12 protein-coding genes are annotated in these 15,658 nt (G+C 74.5%); 4 read left to right on the top strand and 8 right to left on the bottom strand.

All coding sequences use genetic code 11. The features are described 5' to 3' along the window. Positions 1–145 precede the first annotated feature (145 nt). Both BX285_RS11255 and BX285_RS39190 read right to left on the bottom strand, forming a co-directional pair. Complete coding sequence (locus BX285_RS11255; protein WP_097237842.1) at positions 146–1,714, bottom strand: PucR family transcriptional regulator; 1,569 nt, start codon at positions 1,712–1,714, stop codon at positions 146–148. Positions 1,715–1,878: 164 nt separating this feature from the next. Continuing rightward, entirely contained in the window at positions 1,879–3,747 is a 1,869-nt protein-coding gene (locus tag BX285_RS39190; protein WP_183107051.1) for an ATP-binding protein, read from the bottom strand. Between the two features lie 479 nt (positions 3,748–4,226). Between BX285_RS39190 and gabT the strand changes: the two genes are divergently transcribed. Next, entirely contained in the window at positions 4,227–5,582 is a 1,356-nt protein-coding gene (gene gabT / locus BX285_RS11245) for a 4-aminobutyrate--2-oxoglutarate transaminase (protein WP_097237840.1), read from the top strand. Between the two features lie 502 nt (positions 5,583–6,084). Further along, the gene (locus BX285_RS11240) at positions 6,085–6,747 is read left to right on the top strand and encodes a phosphatase PAP2 family protein (RefSeq protein ID WP_179852872.1); all 663 of its coding nucleotides are present in this window, start codon (positions 6,085–6,087) and stop codon (positions 6,745–6,747) included. On the opposite strand, the gene BX285_RS11235 is transcribed toward BX285_RS11240, so the two are convergent. Continuing rightward, on the bottom strand, positions 6,720–7,052 hold the full coding sequence (locus BX285_RS11235) for a DUF2218 domain-containing protein (RefSeq protein WP_121175041.1): 333 nt from the start codon (positions 7,050–7,052) through the stop codon (positions 6,720–6,722). The genes BX285_RS11240 and BX285_RS11235 overlap by 28 nt on opposite strands. A gap of 166 nt (positions 7,053–7,218) precedes the next feature. On the opposite strand from BX285_RS11235, the gene BX285_RS11230 reads away from it, so the two are divergent. Next, the gene (locus BX285_RS11230; protein ID WP_220783907.1) at positions 7,219–7,803 is read left to right on the top strand and encodes a MarR family winged helix-turn-helix transcriptional regulator; all 585 of its coding nucleotides are present in this window, start codon (positions 7,219–7,221) and stop codon (positions 7,801–7,803) included. Here the strand turns inward: BX285_RS11230 and BX285_RS11225 are convergent. Further along, on the bottom strand, positions 7,694–8,635 hold the full coding sequence (locus tag BX285_RS11225) for an EamA family transporter (protein WP_121177433.1): 942 nt from the start codon (positions 8,633–8,635) through the stop codon (positions 7,694–7,696). The two genes, BX285_RS11230 and BX285_RS11225, sit on opposite strands and share 110 nt — an antisense overlap. A gap of 133 nt (positions 8,636–8,768) precedes the next feature. On the opposite strand from BX285_RS11225, the gene BX285_RS11220 reads away from it, so the two are divergent. Then, positions 8,769–9,674, top strand: a complete 906-nt coding sequence (locus tag BX285_RS11220; RefSeq protein ID WP_121175040.1) for a LysR family transcriptional regulator — start codon at positions 8,769–8,771, stop codon at positions 9,672–9,674. Between the two features lie 81 nt (positions 9,675–9,755). Here BX285_RS11220 and BX285_RS11215 read toward each other — a convergent pair whose 3' ends face one another. The 4 genes from BX285_RS11215 to BX285_RS11200 form a co-directional block, all read right to left on the bottom strand. Further along, entirely contained in the window at positions 9,756–10,520 is a 765-nt protein-coding gene (locus BX285_RS11215; protein WP_097237836.1) for a ZIP family metal transporter, read from the bottom strand. 291 nt (positions 10,521–10,811) lie between these two features. Beyond that, positions 10,812–12,584: a restriction endonuclease gene (locus BX285_RS11210; protein ID WP_121175039.1), complete on the bottom strand. Its 1,773-nt coding sequence runs from the start codon at positions 12,582–12,584 to the stop codon at positions 10,812–10,814. A gap of 115 nt (positions 12,585–12,699) precedes the next feature. Continuing rightward, positions 12,700–14,487: a hypothetical protein gene (locus BX285_RS11205; protein WP_147465141.1), complete on the bottom strand. Its 1,788-nt coding sequence runs from the start codon at positions 14,485–14,487 to the stop codon at positions 12,700–12,702. 361 nt (positions 14,488–14,848) lie between these two features. After that, positions 14,849–15,505, bottom strand: a complete 657-nt coding sequence (locus BX285_RS11200; protein WP_097237833.1) for a YigZ family protein — start codon at positions 15,503–15,505, stop codon at positions 14,849–14,851. Between the last annotated feature and the right edge of the window lie 153 nt (positions 15,506–15,658).

Raw genomic sequence — 15,658 nt, 5'->3', positions numbered from 1 at the left:
GCCCTCTCCTCGTCGTCGTACGGCCCGCACGGACGTGGGACCAGAACCCGAGGGTAGGGGCGTCGGCGCGCCGACCGGATTGGCCGACTAGGAGCGTTCCGCCCCCAGCCCACTCCACCGCGTCCAGCCGGGCGTCCGCGGAGTCCTACTCCTCGCCGGAACGCAACGCCAGCCACAGCTCCATGCGCACGTCCGTGTCGTCCAGCGAACGGCCCAGCAGCTCCTCCACCCGCCGCATCCGGTAGCGCAGCGTGTGCCGGTGCACACCCAGATCGGCCGCCGCCGCGTCCCACTGCCCGTGCCTGGACAGCCACGCCCGCAACGACGCCACCAGATCGCCGCGGGCCGTCCGGTCGTGCTCGCGCAACGGCCGCAACAACCCCTCCGCGAACGCCGTCACCGCCTCCTCCCCGAGCAGCGGCAGCAGCGAACCCGCGCCGACCTCCTCGTGGTCCACCGACCGGCGACCGCCGCGCAGCGCCACCGCCAACGCCCGCTCCGCCTGCGCGTACGCCGTCCCGGCCTCCTCCAACGCGGCCGGCGCCGACACGCCCAGGGACACGCCCTCGTGCTCCTCCACCGCGCCCAGGCACGCCCGGTGCACCGCGCCGTTGTCCAGCGCCAGCACCATCAGTCGCGGCCCGTGCACGCCGTCCTCCCGTGCCACCAGCAGCTTCTCGCCCACCCGGGCACCCGCCTGCTCCGCCCGGTCGCCCAACTCCCCGAGCGACTCCGCGGTCTCCGCGTTGGCCGGCCCCGTCCCGGCCACCAGGACCCGTATCGTCCCCTCCGGCAGACCGCCGAACAGCCCCACCGCCACCTGCCGGGCCGTCGCCACCTCACCCGCCAGCACCATCCGCAGCAGCGCCGCGCCCATCCGCTCCTCCGCCTGCCGCAGCTCGCGCGAACGCTCCAGCGTCAGGGTCAGCAGCGCCACCGCCGCGTTCAGCACGTACCGCTCGGTCGGCGTGATCCGGTCCTCGGTCCCGACCGCCAGGAAACCCCGGGCCCGCCGGTCCGCCCCCAGCGACTGGACCACCACGTAGTCCTCGTCCGCCGTGTCTATCCCCGGCGCCCGCCCCTGCAACGCGGCACTCGACGGCGCCGGCCGCCGACGCAGCCGGTCCACCTCCGCCGCCAGCCGCCCGGCCCGCCGCGCCGCCCAGTCCGGCGCCACCACCGACAGCGCACCCGACCCGTCGTACAGCGCCGCCCAGCCCCCCAGCCGCGCCGCCAGCCGACGCACCACGGCCGTCGTACCGTCCTTGCCCAGAGCGGCCCTGGTCAGCTCCTCCTGCGCCTCGAAGCTGGTCGTCACCGCCTCGTACTGCTCCGCGGCCAGCGCCGCCGACACCACCTTGCTGATCGCGATGAACGGCGTCGGCTCCGGCACCCGCAGCAACGGCAACCCGCGCTGCGCCGCCGCGTCCACCAACGGCTGCGGCACCTCGGTGTGCGACAGGCCCACCCCGAGCCCCAGCCCCACCACCCCGGCATCCGCCAACCGGTGCACGTAGGCCTGCAACTGCGCCGCCGTACGGCCCAGCTTGATACCGGTGGTGAGCAGCAGCTCGCCACCCTCCAGGAACGGCGTCGGGTCGTCCAGCTCACTGGTGTGCACCCAGCGGACCGGCCGCTCCAGATGGTCCGCGCCGGCAAGGACCGTCAGATGGAGCGAACTGTTGCGGACGACGGAGGCGAGTGTGGGGGGCATGGCACCTTCGGGGGATCGACCTGACCGCGCCATTGCGGCCGGGCGAGGAGAGGGGCGTGGGACTGGTGAGGGTCTCTCCCCTTCATTATGGACGCCCCGGACAACCGGCACTGCCGAATCCACCTCGAAGGCGACTTCCGCCCCGGCCCCCCGCCGGCCCCGTCTCAGCCCCGGAGATCCACCAACAACGGCGGCACCTGCTCCCCCGACACCGCCGTCAACGACACCACCGCATGCCCCGCCGGCAACGCGTGCGCCAGATCCGACGGCGACCACCGCAACCGCTCCACATCCCGCGTCGTCACCGACTCCGTCTGCGCCGTCGTCCCCGACAACGCCTTCCGCCCCACCCGCCCCACCCGCCGGATCACCCCACCGGAGGTGTCGGGGGTGTGGGTGACCTCGGTTTCGTGGACGACGTGTGTGCCCCACGCCTCGGAGAAGAACTTCCCGTCCCACGGGGCGATGCCGGGGAAGACCATGCGGCAGCCCACGGCTCCGAAGAGAGGGATCCTCAACGCCTCCGGCAGATCCATCAGCGTCCGCAGCAGCAGCACCGAGCCCGCATTGGCGGCCCGCATCCGTTGGAGACCTCGGACGGTGTTCGCGTCGAGCGCGGTGGACGCATCGTCCACCACCAGGCCGGCGAACAAGGAGCGGTCCTCGCGGGCCGCCGCCGCCACGACGAACTGTCCCACCACCAGACGCGACAGGATCCGAGCGGCCTCCGGGTGACTCCGCTCGGGGAGCTTCACCCGGACTCGCAGCGGATGATCGAGCGCGCGCATGGCGAAGGGCAGGCGCCCCGTACCGTCCGTGGCGAACGCCCCCTCAAACGCCGGACGATCGAGCAGTGACAAGCGGTCCGCCAGCAGAGCGCCCGGATCGTCGGCACGTTCCTGCTGCCGCTGTCGGTACTCCAGGTCCCGCTCGTAAACTGCCAACCGACCGGCTTCACGAAGGGCCTTGACGAGCGGCTCCATCACGTCCGGCTCGCCCGAGAGCAGCGCTCTCAGTTCACGGACCCCGGGGTAGCGACCGTAGGCAGTGTGGAAGGGTCCGATCACTTGCTGCAACGTCGTCCGGGCGCTCTCCGCACGCGCGATCAGCTCGTCCGGAAGCAGGGCGTCAGCAAGTCTGGCCGCCCCCTCGTCCGGGTCCTGGGTGGCTCCGTAGAGGTCCAGACCGTAGGCGGACCCCGGCTCGCCTGGTGCGATCACCACGTCGTACCAGCTGTCCGGGCCGAGATCCGCATCAGCTGCACCGACCACCACGACGCATGCTGTCCCGGCCAATGCCTGCAGACACAAGGCTTCCGTGACTGGTCGGGCGAGCCGAGCCGTCTTGCCGGTTCCCGCAGGGCCGACGGCGAGCAGCGACGTCCCCAGGACAGTGGGGTCCACAGCGAACCCGGTCGACCGATGGCTGTGCGGGTTCTTCACCACGTCCTGCGTGGTCCCTAGCCGCACCTGCCGCAGCAGGAGGTCGTGCCAGGCCTTCCGGGTTGCGAGGTCCCGGGCCTCTGAGGGGTGCGAGAAGGCTGCCGCACCCCGTGCAAGCACCTGATCGACGAAGGCGGGGAGAAAGACGGCATCCGCCTGCGCAGACTCCCACGCCCGCTGGATCCGGACGTAGTCGACATCCCCGGCCTTCGACCGGTCCAGCTTCTCCGCCGCCGCCGACGCTCCGCCCGATCGCTGGGCGAACCACGGATCGACGGTGGGCGCCGCCTCGGAGCCGACGGCAGGCCCGGCCGGAGCAGGTCCCTCGTGGGTGATGGCGCGAGCGAGGACTGGAGCGACGTTCTTCCGCCATCCGGAACGCGTGAGGAACCGACGGCCGACCTCACGCCACCGTCCGGTCCGCCAGAACACCGCGGCCGCACAGCCGATAGTGACCAAGTTGATGAGGATCTGCACGGTGTTGAACTGTTCCGGGGAGGTACCGGCGAACCAGCCGAGAAGCCCCGCCGCCCACACGAGCACGAACGTGCCGATGTAGTACGTCGCGACGGTCGCGATGAGGTTCAGCACGGCACGCCACAACAGTTGTCCGGTGGGGACCTTCGCTTCCTCCGCCTCCGTGGGATCAGTCCGCTTGTATCCCTGACGGAAGATGCCCGGGGCAGCCTCCGGCCGCGGGACCGCCACCCACGCCGCGAGGTCGAAGGACCCGTCCGCTGCCGCGCCGGGCCGTTGGTGGGGTAGGGGGCTCGGGGGTCTGGTGGTGGTGCGCTCGCCGTGGTGGTGTGACCCGTCGTGTGCCATGTACGGCCCCGCTCCCTCGCCCGCCCGCCCGGCCCGACCGCCGTCGGTGCCGCCATACCCATGCCGCCGTACCGGCGACACGCCCGCGCTCAGGGTAGTGGAGCGGGGCCTGCGGGTAGTCGTGGCGCCCGTGCTGGCCGGGGAGGACAAGTCGGACGGCGCAGTGCTACCGAGTGGCGCATGCCCGGCCGGGGAGGGCGGCCGTAGCCTGCGAAGCACCGAGCCGAGAAGTCTGGAGAAACCCCATGAGCGCCGCAACGCCGCTCCCGCAGGAGCGCCGCCTGGTCACCGCGATCCCCGGTCCGAAGTCGCAGGAGCTGCAGGCCCGCAAGCTGGGTGCGGTGGCGGCCGGCGTCGGCACCACCCTGCCGGTGTACGTGTCCCGTGCCAACGGCGGTGTGCTGGAGGACGTGGACGGCAACTCGCTGATCGACTTCGGCTCCGGCATCGCCGTGACGAACGTCGGCAACAGCGCCGAGGCCGTGGTGGCCAAGGCGTCCGAGCAGCTGGCCGCCTTCACCCACACGTGTTTCATGGTGACCCCGTACGAGGGTTACGTGGCCGTCGCCGAGCAGCTGAACGAGCTGACCCCGGGCGACCACGCGAAGCGCACCGCGCTGTTCAACTCGGGCGCCGAGGCGGTCGAGAACGCGGTGAAGATCGCCCGCGCGTACACCAAGCGCACCGCCGTCGTGGTGTTCGACCACGGCTACCACGGCCGCACCAACCTCACCATGGGCCTGACGGCGAAGAACATGCCGTACAAGCAGGGCTTCGGTCCGTTCGCTCCGGAGATCTACCGGGTGCCGGTGGCCTACCCCTACCGCTGGCTGACGGGTGCGGAGAACTGCGCCGCAGAGGCCGCCGCGCAGGCGATCGACATCATCAACAAGCAGATCGGCGCCGAGAACGTCGCGGCGATCATCATCGAGCCGATCCAGGGCGAGGGCGGCTTCATCGAGCCGGCCAAGGGCTTCCTGCCGGCGATCGTGGAGTACGCGAAGGCGAACGGCATCGTGTTTGTCGCGGACGAGATCCAGACGGGTTTCTGCCGCACCGGCCAGTGGTTCGCCTGTGACGACGAGGGCATCGTCCCGGACCTGATCACCACCGCCAAGGGCATCGCCGGCGGTCTGCCGCTGGCCGCGGTGACCGGCCGCGCCGAGATCATGGACGCCGCGCACGCGGGCGGCCTGGGCGGCACCTACGGCGGCAACCCGGTGGCGTGCGCTGCCGCGCTGGGCGCCATCGAGACGATGAAGGAGCAGGACCTCAACGGCAAGGCGCAGCGGATCGGCGAGATCATGCTGGGCCGCCTGCGGGCGATGCAGGAGAAGTTCGAGGTGATCGGCGAGGTCCGCGGCCGCGGCGCGATGATCGCGATCGAGCTGGTGAAGCCGGGTTCCAAGGAGCCGAACCCGGAGCTCACCGCCGCCGTGGCCAAGGCCTGCCACGCCGAGGGCCTGGTGGTCCTCACCGCCGGTACCTACGGCAACGTGCTGCGCTTCCTGCCGCCGCTGGTGATCCCGGAGCACCTGCTCGACGAGGGTCTGGACATCATCGAGGGCGCCTTCGCGCTCCAGGGTGTCACCGCCGCCTGATCCAGGCGCCACCTGCCCGCCGGAGGGATGTCCGGACAGCGCTGAACGGCCCGTGGGGACCTCTGGTCCCCGCGGGCCGTTCGGTTGTGTGCGGGGGCGCGGACGCCCCGGTACGGCGGCCGGCGCGCGGGCCGCCGCGGCGGCCGGGCATGATCGACGGGGCGCCTCCGAGGTTGCCCGGCGCGGGGTGAAGATGATGTGCGGAATCGCTGAAGGCGCTCGGCGCGGAAGGGCTGTTGACGTAGTGTCATCGCAGATGGACAGCGAGCCTCAGCCATTGGCGGAGCCGTCCGCGGAGCCGTCCTCGGGGGCGGGTCCGCGCGCGCCCCGCGAGGACAACCAGGCCGCCCCGCGAGGGTCGGCGCACACCGAAGGCCGATCGACCGACCGTCCGACCCACACCCCCCGGGGCGCACGGAACGGCGATCATCAGAGCCGCCCCGGAGCTCTCCCCCCTGCTCCGGGGCGGCTGTCCGTCGTCCCGGGCCGGGCGGCCCGGTCGGTGGCCGTGCCGGTGGTGGCCGCGGTGGTGCTGCTGGTGGTGTCCTGGCAGGTGGTGGTGGACGGGCCGCTGCTCGGGGTGGACCGGTGGGTCCGCGGGTCCGTGCACACGGTCCGGCGGGAGTTCCCGAGCACACTGCTCGACGGCCTCGGCCACGTCCTGTCGGACCTGGGCAGCAGCGTCCCGGCGATCCCGGTGCTGCTGCTGGCGGGTGCGCTGGCCGCCTGGCGGTGGCGTCGGGCCGGAGCGTCTCGTTGGTGGCTGCCGCTCCCGGTGGCGGTGCTGACGACGGGGCTGATCCCGCTGCTGGTGGTCCCGGCGAAGTCGGCCTTCGCCCGGCCGGGCCCGCTCGGCGAGCCGCTGACGCCGGGGCAGTGGGGCTGGTACCCGTCCGGGCACACCGCGACGGCGGCCATCTCCTACGGGGTGGCGGCCCTGCTGCTGGCCCGGGTGGCGGGGCCGGGCGCCGCCCGGGTGCTGGCGGCGGGCGCGGCGCTGACGGCCGTCGGGGTGGGCGCGGGCCTGGTGTGGAGCGACTTCCACTGGCTGTTGGACGTGGTGGCCGCCTGGTGCCTGGCGGTGTCGGTGCTGTGGGCGCTCGATCGGTGGCTGCCCCGGCCGGGCGCCGGGGGGCGTCAGGCCTCGGGGTCGTCGTTGCGGTGAACCAGGCCGGCCTCGCCGTTGTCGCGCTGCCATGCGATGAGGAGTTCGTCGCGGGCGCCGAAGCGGACGAGGTGGCGGCCGACGACGTCCTCCAGGCCGGGCAGGTTCTCGTGCTCGCCCTCGACGGTGAGCAGCAGCGCGTCGGGCTGCGCCTCCAGGGTGGCGGTGCCGGCGGTGAAGACCAGCGTGCCGCGGCCGGTCTCCTCGGAGTAGGAGGCCTCGATCTTGCGCCCCATGTGGGCGGCGAGCTGCTTGGCGTAGCGGCCGGGGCGGTCGGTGGCGACGCGGGCGGTGGAAATGGGCATGGGTGCTCCAGGGTCGGGAGAGAACTTAGGGTCCCCTCACTGGCGACTACGCTAACCCAGATACTGAGTTAGGCTCAACATATTTCCCGGAGCCTCCTCGGCCGCCGCCCGAGCGCCCCGGACCCGGTCGCTACGCTTGGCCGGACACCTGCCGAGGAGACCGCCGATGACCACCACGCCGACCGACGATCCGGCGGACCCCTCCCCCGTGCCCGGCAATCCGGGCACCGCAGGCGCCCTCGGCGTGCCGGCCGGTTCAGGTACGCCCGGCACCGCCGCCGAACTGGCCGACGCGATGACCAGGGCGATCAAGCGGATCCGCCGGCAGACCGGCTGGCGGCTGGAGCCGTACGGCATCACCCCCGGCCAGGCCCGGGCACTGCGCATGCTCGCCCACGTGCCCGGCTGCGAGACGCCGGACCGGGCGATGCGGCTGAGCGACCTCGCCGACAAGCTGCACATCGCCCCGCGCTCGGCCACCACCGTGGTCGACGCGCTGGAGGAGGCCGGCCTGGTCGAGCGCAGCCCCGACCCGGCCGACCGGCGGGCGGTACGGATCCTGCTGACCGAGGCCGGCCGGGCGGCGGTGGAGCGGATCGGGCAGGTCCGGGACGAGGTGGCGCAGGAGTACTTCGGCGAGGTCAGTGCCGCGGACGAGGAGGTGCTGCTGCGAGTGCTGCGCTCCGCCGAGGCGCGGTTCCTCGCAGCCGGGCCGCCACGGCGCTCGGCGTCCCCGGACGCAGCGCGGTGACCCCGATCCCGACGATCACCAGCAGCGCGGCCGCGGCGGCCGTCGCGCTGACCCGCTCGCCGAGCAGCAGCCAGGCCGAGGACATCCCGAACACCGGCACCAGCAGCGAGTAGGGCGCCACGGCCGTGGCGTCGTAGCTGCGCAGCAGGAAGCTCCAGGCGACGAAGCCCAGCAGGGTGGAGACCAGCCCGACGTAGCCGATCGCGCCGAGCCCGGCGGGAGTGATCTCGCGCAGCGCCCGCAGGTCCGCCTCCGGGCCCTCGACCAGCAGGGACAGGCAGAGCAGCGGCAGCGGCGGGACGGCGCTGACCCAGACCATCCAGCGCAGCGCGTCCGGCGGCGCGGCCTTGCGGGTCAGCACGTTGGCCAGCCCCCAGGCGACGGCGGCCAGCACGACCAGGGCGAAGGCACCGAGCGGGCCGCCCCCGCCCTGGTCGTACGCGCACAGCGCGATGCCCGCGAAGGCGATCGCCAGGCCCACCAGCCGCCGGCCGCCGGGGCGTTCGCGCAGCAGCACGGCGGCGAACAGGGCGGTGAAGCCGGCCTGCCCCTGGAGCGCCAGCGAGGAGAGGCCGGCCGGCATCCCCGCGTGCATGCCGAGGAAGAGCAGCCCGAACTTGACCACCCCGAGCACCACGCCGACCGCGACCACCCAGCGCCAGGCCACCCTGGGCGGCCCGACGAAGAAGACCGCCGGGACGGCGACCACGGCGAACCGCAGCGCACAGAAGAGCAGCGGCGGCAAGTTCGCCAGGCCGACGTGGATGAGGACGAAGTTGAGGCCCCAGATCGCGGCCACCAGGACGGCCAGCGCGATGTGCGGCGCACTCATGCCGTTCTTGCTGGTCACGGGGCTCGTGCCGATCGGGGCGGCGGTGGGTGTCGCGGTCATGGGTCGAGCATGGCGGCGCCGGACCGTGTAGCACCAGCGATGAATATTGAAGGGGACACTTTAGTATCGCTGCATGATGGATCTGGGGCGCCTGCGGGCGCTGCACGCGGTGGCGGTGCACGGCTCGGTCGGCGGGGCGGCGGCCGCGCTCGGCTTCACGCCCTCGGCGATCTCGCAGCAGATCGCCAAGCTGGAGCGGGAGACCCGGACGGTGCTGCTGGAACGGCAGGGCCGCGGTGTGGTGCTGACCGACGCGGCGCGGGAGCTGGCCGCCACCGCACAGACCGTACTGGGGCTGGTGGAGCAGGCGGAGGTGCGGCTGGAGGAGCAGCGCGGCCAGGCGGTCGGGCGGCTGCTGGTCGCCGCCTTCCCCTCCGGCGCGCGCGGACTGATGCCCGCGGTGCTGGCCGATCTGCGGCGGCGCTGCCCGGAGCTGGACGTACGGCTGCTGGAGCGCGATCCGTACCCGGCCGCCGAGCTGGTGGCCCGGGGCGAGGTGGACCTGGCGCTGGTGCAGGACTGGCCGACCGTACCGCTGCCGGTGCAGGACGGGGTCACCCGGCTGGACCTCGGGACCGACCCGGTGGACCTGCTGCTGCCCGTCGACGACGAGCTGGCCGCACTCGACCGGGTGCCGGTGGAGCGGTTGCGCGGGCAGCGCTGGATCAGCGTGCCGCCGGGGAACATCTGCCACGACTGGCTGGTCCGCATGATGCGCGAGGCCGGCGAGGAGCCGGACGTGCTCTACCAGGTAGACGAGTTCGAGACGCAGATCGCGCTGGTCGCGGCCGGGCTGGGGATGGGCCTGGTGCCCAGGCTCGGGCGGGGGCCGCTGCCGCCCGGGGTGGCCGCCCGCCCGGTCACGCCGGAGCCGACCCGGCGGGTGTTCGCGCTCTGGCGGTCCCAGGCCTCCCGGCGGCCGGCCATCACCGAGGCGCTGGCCTCGATGCGGGAGTGCTGGGGGCGGCTGGGGGCCTGAGGCCACGGTCGGGACGGGCTCGCCTCGGTCGGGGCGGGCTCGCCTCAGTCGGGACGCGCTTCGCCTCGGTCGGGACTGGCCTCAGGTGGCGAAGCCGATCACCAGCCACATGAGGCCGACCCCGGCGACGGTGCACAGCAGGGTGCTGCGCGAGGGGTGCGGGCTGTGGGCCTCGGGGAGGATGTCGGAGGTCGCCAGGTAGAGCAGGAAGCCGGAGAAGAAGCCCAGGTAGAGGCCGAGCAGGTGCTCCGGGATGGTGAACGCCAGGGTGATCGCGGCACCGGACACCGGGGCCAGCGCGTCCGCCGCGAGCAGGGTCAGCGCCCGCCGCCGGTTGTTCCCGTACAGCCGGGTGATCGTGTACGTGTTGAAGCCGTCGGCGAAGTCGTGCGCGACCACCGCGATGGCCACCACGGTGCCGACCGTGGTGCCGGCCTGGAAGGCGGCGCCGATCGCGAAGCCGTCCATCACGCTGTGCCCGACCAGGGCCAGCGCGGCGGTCATCCCGACGCCCTGGTGACCGGCGGTGCGGCCGTGCCCGTGGTGGTGCCCGTGGGTGTGCTCGGCGTACTCGCCCTCGTGGCCGCGGTGGATGGCGACCGCGCGTTCGACCACGTGGATGGTGAGGAAGCCGGCCGCGAACATCAGCAGCGCCTGCGGCACGCCGTGGACCTCGCCCGGCGCCTGCTGGATGGCCTCGGGCAGCAGGTCGAAGGCGACCACGCCGAGCATCAGTCCGGCGGCGAAGCCGAGCACCAGGTGGCGGCGGTCTCCGGTGCGCTGGGCGACGAAGCCACCGATCAACGTCATCAGGAACGCCCCGGCGGCGACCAGGACGGCGGTCATCGGGCCGCCTCCGCCGCGGGTGCGGCCGGACGGCCGGTGCTGCCGGGTGGTCTGCCGAGCGCTCTGCCCATTCCTCTCCCCCTGGGATCCGCCCGTGGCCGGGCCGACCGCTGACCGTACCGGACGGCCGTTCGAGGGTCTTCGGCCGGGGTGCCGGGCCCGGCCCGGGGCCCGCTTTCCCAGCCTCGGTCCGGGCGTGGCGGGACGCCCGCCGGATGGGCTGTCGGGGTGAGCTCCGGGCGGGAGCGGTCGCAGGACGTCGGCGAGCGGCCGGAGGCCGGCGACCGGCGATCAGCGGCCGGCGGCGAGCGGCAGGCCGAGGTGGGTACGGGCGAGTTCGCGCACGCCGTCGCCGTCGACCAGGTGGATGTGCCGGTGGCTCTCCTCGGCGGTGAGGTCCAGGGCCTCGTCGGTGAAGTGCCCGGTGGTCAGCCGCAGGCCGCGCTCGGCGGACTCCTCGCCGACCGCCTCGGCCAGCGTGGCGATCTGCTCCGCCGTGACCGGCGCGGCACCCCGGGAGGCCCAGACCACCCAGCGGCCGGGCAGCGCGCTGCCCGGCGCGCCCTCGCCGGTTGCGACCAGCCCGGCCGGGCTGCGCAGCCGCACGCTCCACTCGGCCAGCCCGCCCCGGGTGAGCAGGTCGCGCACCAGCTGGGCGAACTCGTTGGCGGACAGGTCGGGTGCGGCCGGCACGGCGGCCCCGGCCTGGGCGGCCGGCTCGACGCCCACCCGCTCGTACGGATCCGGGGTGACGGCGGCGCCGAGCTGACGCAACCGGACCAGCGCCTCGTCCTGTTCGGCGTCGGCGTAGACGCCCTCGTCGTCGCGCTCCTCGTACGGGGTCTCCGGTGGCAGCAGCCGGGTGCGGGCCAGCGCGTCGCGGTCGGCGTCCACGCTGACCAGGCAGAGCGGCTCGGCCGTACCGGGCTCGCGCAGCCAGCCGTTGAGGACGACGCCGGCGAGTATCTCCTCGGTGTCGACGGCGTCGGCGGCCTGCAGGACGCGCAGGGCGAGCCGGGCGACCAGCCGCAGGTAGTCGGTGGCCCGGTCGGCCGGCGGACGCGGCACCGGAAGGATCTCGCCGTCCGGGTCGAGCCGGTAGCCGCTGAGCGAGGGCACCAGGTCGAGCGGCGGGAGGTCGAGGTCCAGGACGGCGGTGCGGGTGAGCGGGCGGAAGACCGCCCGGCAGGGGGCGGGCAGGTCCTGGGTGGCGGTCTCGGCTGCGGCCAGGGCGCGCTCCAGCAGCGACTCCACGGCGGCCGGCTCGGCCAGCCGGTAGGCCCGCCGGCACTCCTCCAGGCTGTCGTTGTACTCGCGCACGGCGCGGGCGCGGGCCTCCTCGGCCGCCTCGTGGGCGCGCCTGGACTCGTCGGCGGCCGGGCGGCCGGCCTCGGCCCGCCGGGTGCGCCACTCGCGCAGGGCGCGCTGGTGGGTGAGCCGGGCCTGGGCCAGTTCGCGCTGGTACCCGGAGTCGAGCAGGCGGCGGGCCGGGCCGCCCTCGGGGTCGGCGGCGGCGGGCTCGGCGGGCGCGAAGTCCACCCAGCGGGGTTCCGGCTCGTCGGGGGCGGCTCCGCCCGGGCCGTCGGCCTGGTAGGGGCGGGGCTCGTAGTGGCGCAGCTGGCTCTCGAAGTCCATGGCCGACACGGGCAGGGCGGCCCGGCGCAGCAGGTCGGCCAGCCGGTCGTGCTCGGCCTGGACGGCGACCGTGCGGTGGTGGGTCAGGGCGGCGGCCCTGGCGTGCGCCGCGATCGCCTCGTCCGGATCGACGGCGGCCTGGTCGGCGGTGCCGCGGGGCGGGGTGCTCGGGGGCGGGGTTCTCCGGTCCGCACCGCCGGGGGTGACGGGGCCGGCAGGGGCCGGGACGGACGGGCCGTCACCGTCGCCGGCCGCGCCCCGACCGGGGTGTCCGGTGACAGCACCGTCCGGTCGCTCCGGCCCGTCCGGCCCGTCCGATCGCTCCGGCTCGTCGGCGCCGAGGTCGCGGAAGACCGAGGCGAGGAAGCCCGGGCGGGGGAACCGGACGGTGGCGGTGCCGTCGGACTGGCCGTCTGCTGAGTGCTGCATCGGTCGTCGTTCCCCCATGCTCGTCCGGCGCGCTGCCCGGGGCGGTCGGCGGCCGTGCGGCCCCACCCCTGCCGGACATTGTCCCCCGAACGGGCAAGGCGGTCAGCCAAGCCGGTCAGTTGGTACGGGTGTTGGTCAGGTGCAGGCCGATGTAGCCGACGTAGATCCGGCCGCTGCCGGAGCAGTCGTCCAGGTAGTGCAGCCGGGGTGCGGTCCGGCCGCCGCCTATCCGCAGGTGCGCGCCCATGAAGGCGCGCCGGGAGGTGTCCACGCATTCGGGCACCGGCAGCATCCGCTCACGCTTCCACTTGGCGTGGCTGAACACCGTCCGGGACTCCCCGCGCACGGCCTTGCGGGGCGGGAAGCGGTGGCAGCCCTCGGGCGTGTGCTCGCACCACTGCTTGAAGTCCCCGCCGGCCGCGCCGCGCACCGCTGCCTCGGCGTACTCCTGAAGGGCGGTCAAGCCGTCCCAGGCGAGCCGGGCCCAGCCCGCTCCGGTGCGCTGGAGCCCGTCCAGGGCGAGCGCGCTCTTCTGGTCCCCGGTGAAGGTCAGCAGCGGGAACTCGCCCAGTCTGGCCATGAGTTCGGTGAAGGTCTCGGGCTTGCCCCGGCGGCCGGCGGGCCGGCCGGCGAGGTGCTGCCCGGCGGACGGGCCGCCGTTCGGCGCGGTGCAGTGGCGGCCGGTCAGGGCGCGGGCGCCGGAGCGGGGGCGGCCCTCCCGGGCGTCCCGGGCGTCCCGGGCGTCGCGGCCCTCCCGGCCCTGGCCCCGCTCGCGGTGGTCACGGCGCTCCAGGCGAAGGGTGCGCCGGACCCGCTCCAGCTCGTCGGCCCTGGCCTGCTGCTCGGCGCGGTCCTGCTGCTCCTCGTGCGCGAGCGCGGCCAGTTCGGCGCGGACGGCGGCCCGGTCCGTTCCCGGGGGTGTGGCGGTCGGACCGACGGCCGTACGGCCGGCCGGGTCGGCGTCCGGATCGACGGCCGGACCGACGGGCCGACGGAGCTGCGGCGCGGGGACGCGCAGCACCGGGACGGCGGCCAGCGAGGGCGGCAGCGGCTGGTCGGCAGCCAGGCGGCGCGGCTCGCGGGCGAGCAGCCCGGCGGCGCGGCGCGGGTCCTGCTCTATTCGGCCTCGGGCGAGCACCGGATGCCGGGCGCCGTCGTACCGGGAGGCCGGGTCGACCTCGGGCAGATAGGTGCGCACCGCCCCGCCGTAGACGGTGTGGTACTCCAGCGCGACGTTGAATCCGGTGCGGGCGGCGGGATCCAGCACGTAGGCGGTGGCGAGGCCGGGCAGCTGGTGGCAGAGCGGGCCGACCACGTCCTCCGCCCAGCGGTCGGGCGGGAGGTTCACCGGGACGCTGGCGACCACGATGGGCAGCCGGCGCTCCGGGTCGCACAGCTCGTCGATCAGGGTGTCCACCTGGTCGGCCGTGATCACCCGGGGCGCCAGGTGGACGGCGGCCGGGCCGTCGGTGGCGTCGAGCAGCGGGAGGAGCGTGCGGGCGAGCTCGGGCACCGGCACCCGGCACGGGGTGCGCACGCCGCTGCCGGTGCTGTGCGTCTCGGCCTCCAACCGGACCCAGGTGGGGCCGCCCGCTCCGGTGGCCACGGTGAGGGTGAGCTGCTGGGTGCCGTGCGGGGCCGGGGTGCGCAGCCGGCGGCGGTCGTAGTGGCCGGCGCCGGGGCCACCGCGCAGCGGGCCGTGGTCGCGGTCGAGCAGGACCCGGTCGCCCAGGCGGAGGCGCTCGGCGAGGCCCGGTGCGGCGGGCGCTTCGCCGGCCTGCCCGGGGCGGGTGCGGAGGGCCGAGGGGGGCTCGTCGCAGCCCTCCCGTTTCAGCCAGGAGGCGAGTTGTTCGTCGGCCAGGGCGATGGCGTCGGCGTGCGGGAGCGCCGTGGTGACGGTCATCCGGTAGGGCGTGGCGGGACCGCGGGGGCCGGGCAGGTCGCCACCGGCGTGCGGGCGGGGGCGGTTCGAGGCCGGGGCCGAAGTCGGGGCCGAAGTCGGGCTCGGGGCCGAGGTCGGGGCGTTCGAGGTCGAACGGGCTGAGGTCATGCGCATACCTCCGTGGTGCGGGGTGGGGTCCTGTGTCCTCCATCGATGGTTTCGTCCGGTTCTGCCGGATCCTTGCCCAGGAAACGCCACGGCCCCGAGCGGAAGTTCCAACTCGGGGCCACGACACTACGTTCGGGTGAATCTCCTCAAGCCGCCTTCCGCGCGGCGCGGCGGCTCGGCTACGAGGACCCGGGGCGGCGCCCCGCCCGGACGCTCAGACCGGGACCTCGACATGGGTGCGGCCGGCCGGGACCGCCACCGCGGTGCCGCCGGTCGCCTCGGCCAGCCAGGTGTGGAAGTCCGCCACCTCGGGCTCCGGCACGCCCACCTCGATCCGCACCCCGGCTGCCTCGTAGGCGAGATCGCTCACCGCGTACCCGGCCGCCCGCAGGTCGTTCTCCACCCGCCCGGCCCGGACGTGGTCCACCGCCACGGCGAGCAGCGCGACCGGCCGCCGCTCCAGCAGGCCGATCCCGTCCAGCGCCTCCGAGACCGCGCTCCCGTACGCCCGCACCAGGCCGCCCGCGCCGAGCTTGATCCCGCCGAAGTAGCGGGTGACCACGGCGACGGTGTCGGTCAGGCCGCGCCGGCGCAGCACCTCCAGCATCGGCACCCCGGCCGTGCCGCCGGGCTCGCCGTCGTCGCTGGAGCGCTCGCGGCGCTGCTCGTCGCCGACCACGAAGGCGGTGCAGTTGTGCCGGGCGTCCCAGTACTGCTTGCGGATCCCGGCGATGAACGCCTGTGCCTCGTCCTCGTCGGCGACCCGGCCGAGGTGGCAGATGAACCGGGACTTCTTGATCTCGATCTCGTGGCTGCCGGCCCGCCGGATGGTGAGGTACGGCCTGGCACTGGGCTCCGGCGTGGCGGACATGACGCGGTGGTTCTCCCGGGAACGGCGAAGGCTGGCGGCGCACACACCCGGGTCACCGGGGCGGCACTGCCAGCCTAGCCAGTTGGCGCCTGGTCGAAGGGGTCGGCGGGGATCGGCGGGCCGACCGGGGGCAGCAGGAGCCCGCAGGTGGAG

This window comes from Streptomyces sp. 1114.5 (assembly GCF_003635085.1).
Classification (GTDB): Bacteria; Actinomycetota; Actinomycetes; order Streptomycetales; family Streptomycetaceae; genus Kitasatospora.
Note: the sequence above shows the minus strand (reverse complement) of the source record. Positions and strands in the feature narration are given on the sequence as shown.

Coding starts and splice junctions, on each gene's coding strand:
- BX285_RS11255 (WP_097237842.1), bottom strand. CDS start 1,714: ATGCCCCCCACACTCGCCTCCGTCGTCCGCAACAGTTCGCTCCATCTG.
- gabT (WP_097237840.1), top strand. CDS start 4,227: ATGAGCGCCGCAACGCCGCTCCCGCAGGAGCGCCGCCTGGTCACCGCG.
- BX285_RS11235 (WP_121175041.1), bottom strand. CDS start 7,052: ATGCCCATTTCCACCGCCCGCGTCGCCACCGACCGCCCCGGCCGCTAC.
- BX285_RS11230 (WP_220783907.1), top strand. CDS start 7,219: ATGACCACCACGCCGACCGACGATCCGGCGGACCCCTCCCCCGTGCCC.
- BX285_RS11225 (WP_121177433.1), bottom strand. CDS start 8,635: ATGAGTGCGCCGCACATCGCGCTGGCCGTCCTGGTGGCCGCGATCTGG.
- BX285_RS11220 (WP_121175040.1), top strand. CDS start 8,769: ATGATGGATCTGGGGCGCCTGCGGGCGCTGCACGCGGTGGCGGTGCAC.
- BX285_RS11215 (WP_097237836.1), bottom strand. CDS start 10,520: ATGACCGCCGTCCTGGTCGCCGCCGGGGCGTTCCTGATGACGTTGATC.
- BX285_RS11210 (WP_121175039.1), bottom strand. CDS start 12,584: ATGCAGCACTCAGCAGACGGCCAGTCCGACGGCACCGCCACCGTCCGG.
- BX285_RS11205 (WP_147465141.1), bottom strand. CDS start 14,487: ATGACCGTCACCACGGCGCTCCCGCACGCCGACGCCATCGCCCTGGCC.
- BX285_RS11200 (WP_097237833.1), bottom strand. CDS start 15,505: ATGTCCGCCACGCCGGAGCCCAGTGCCAGGCCGTACCTCACCATCCGG.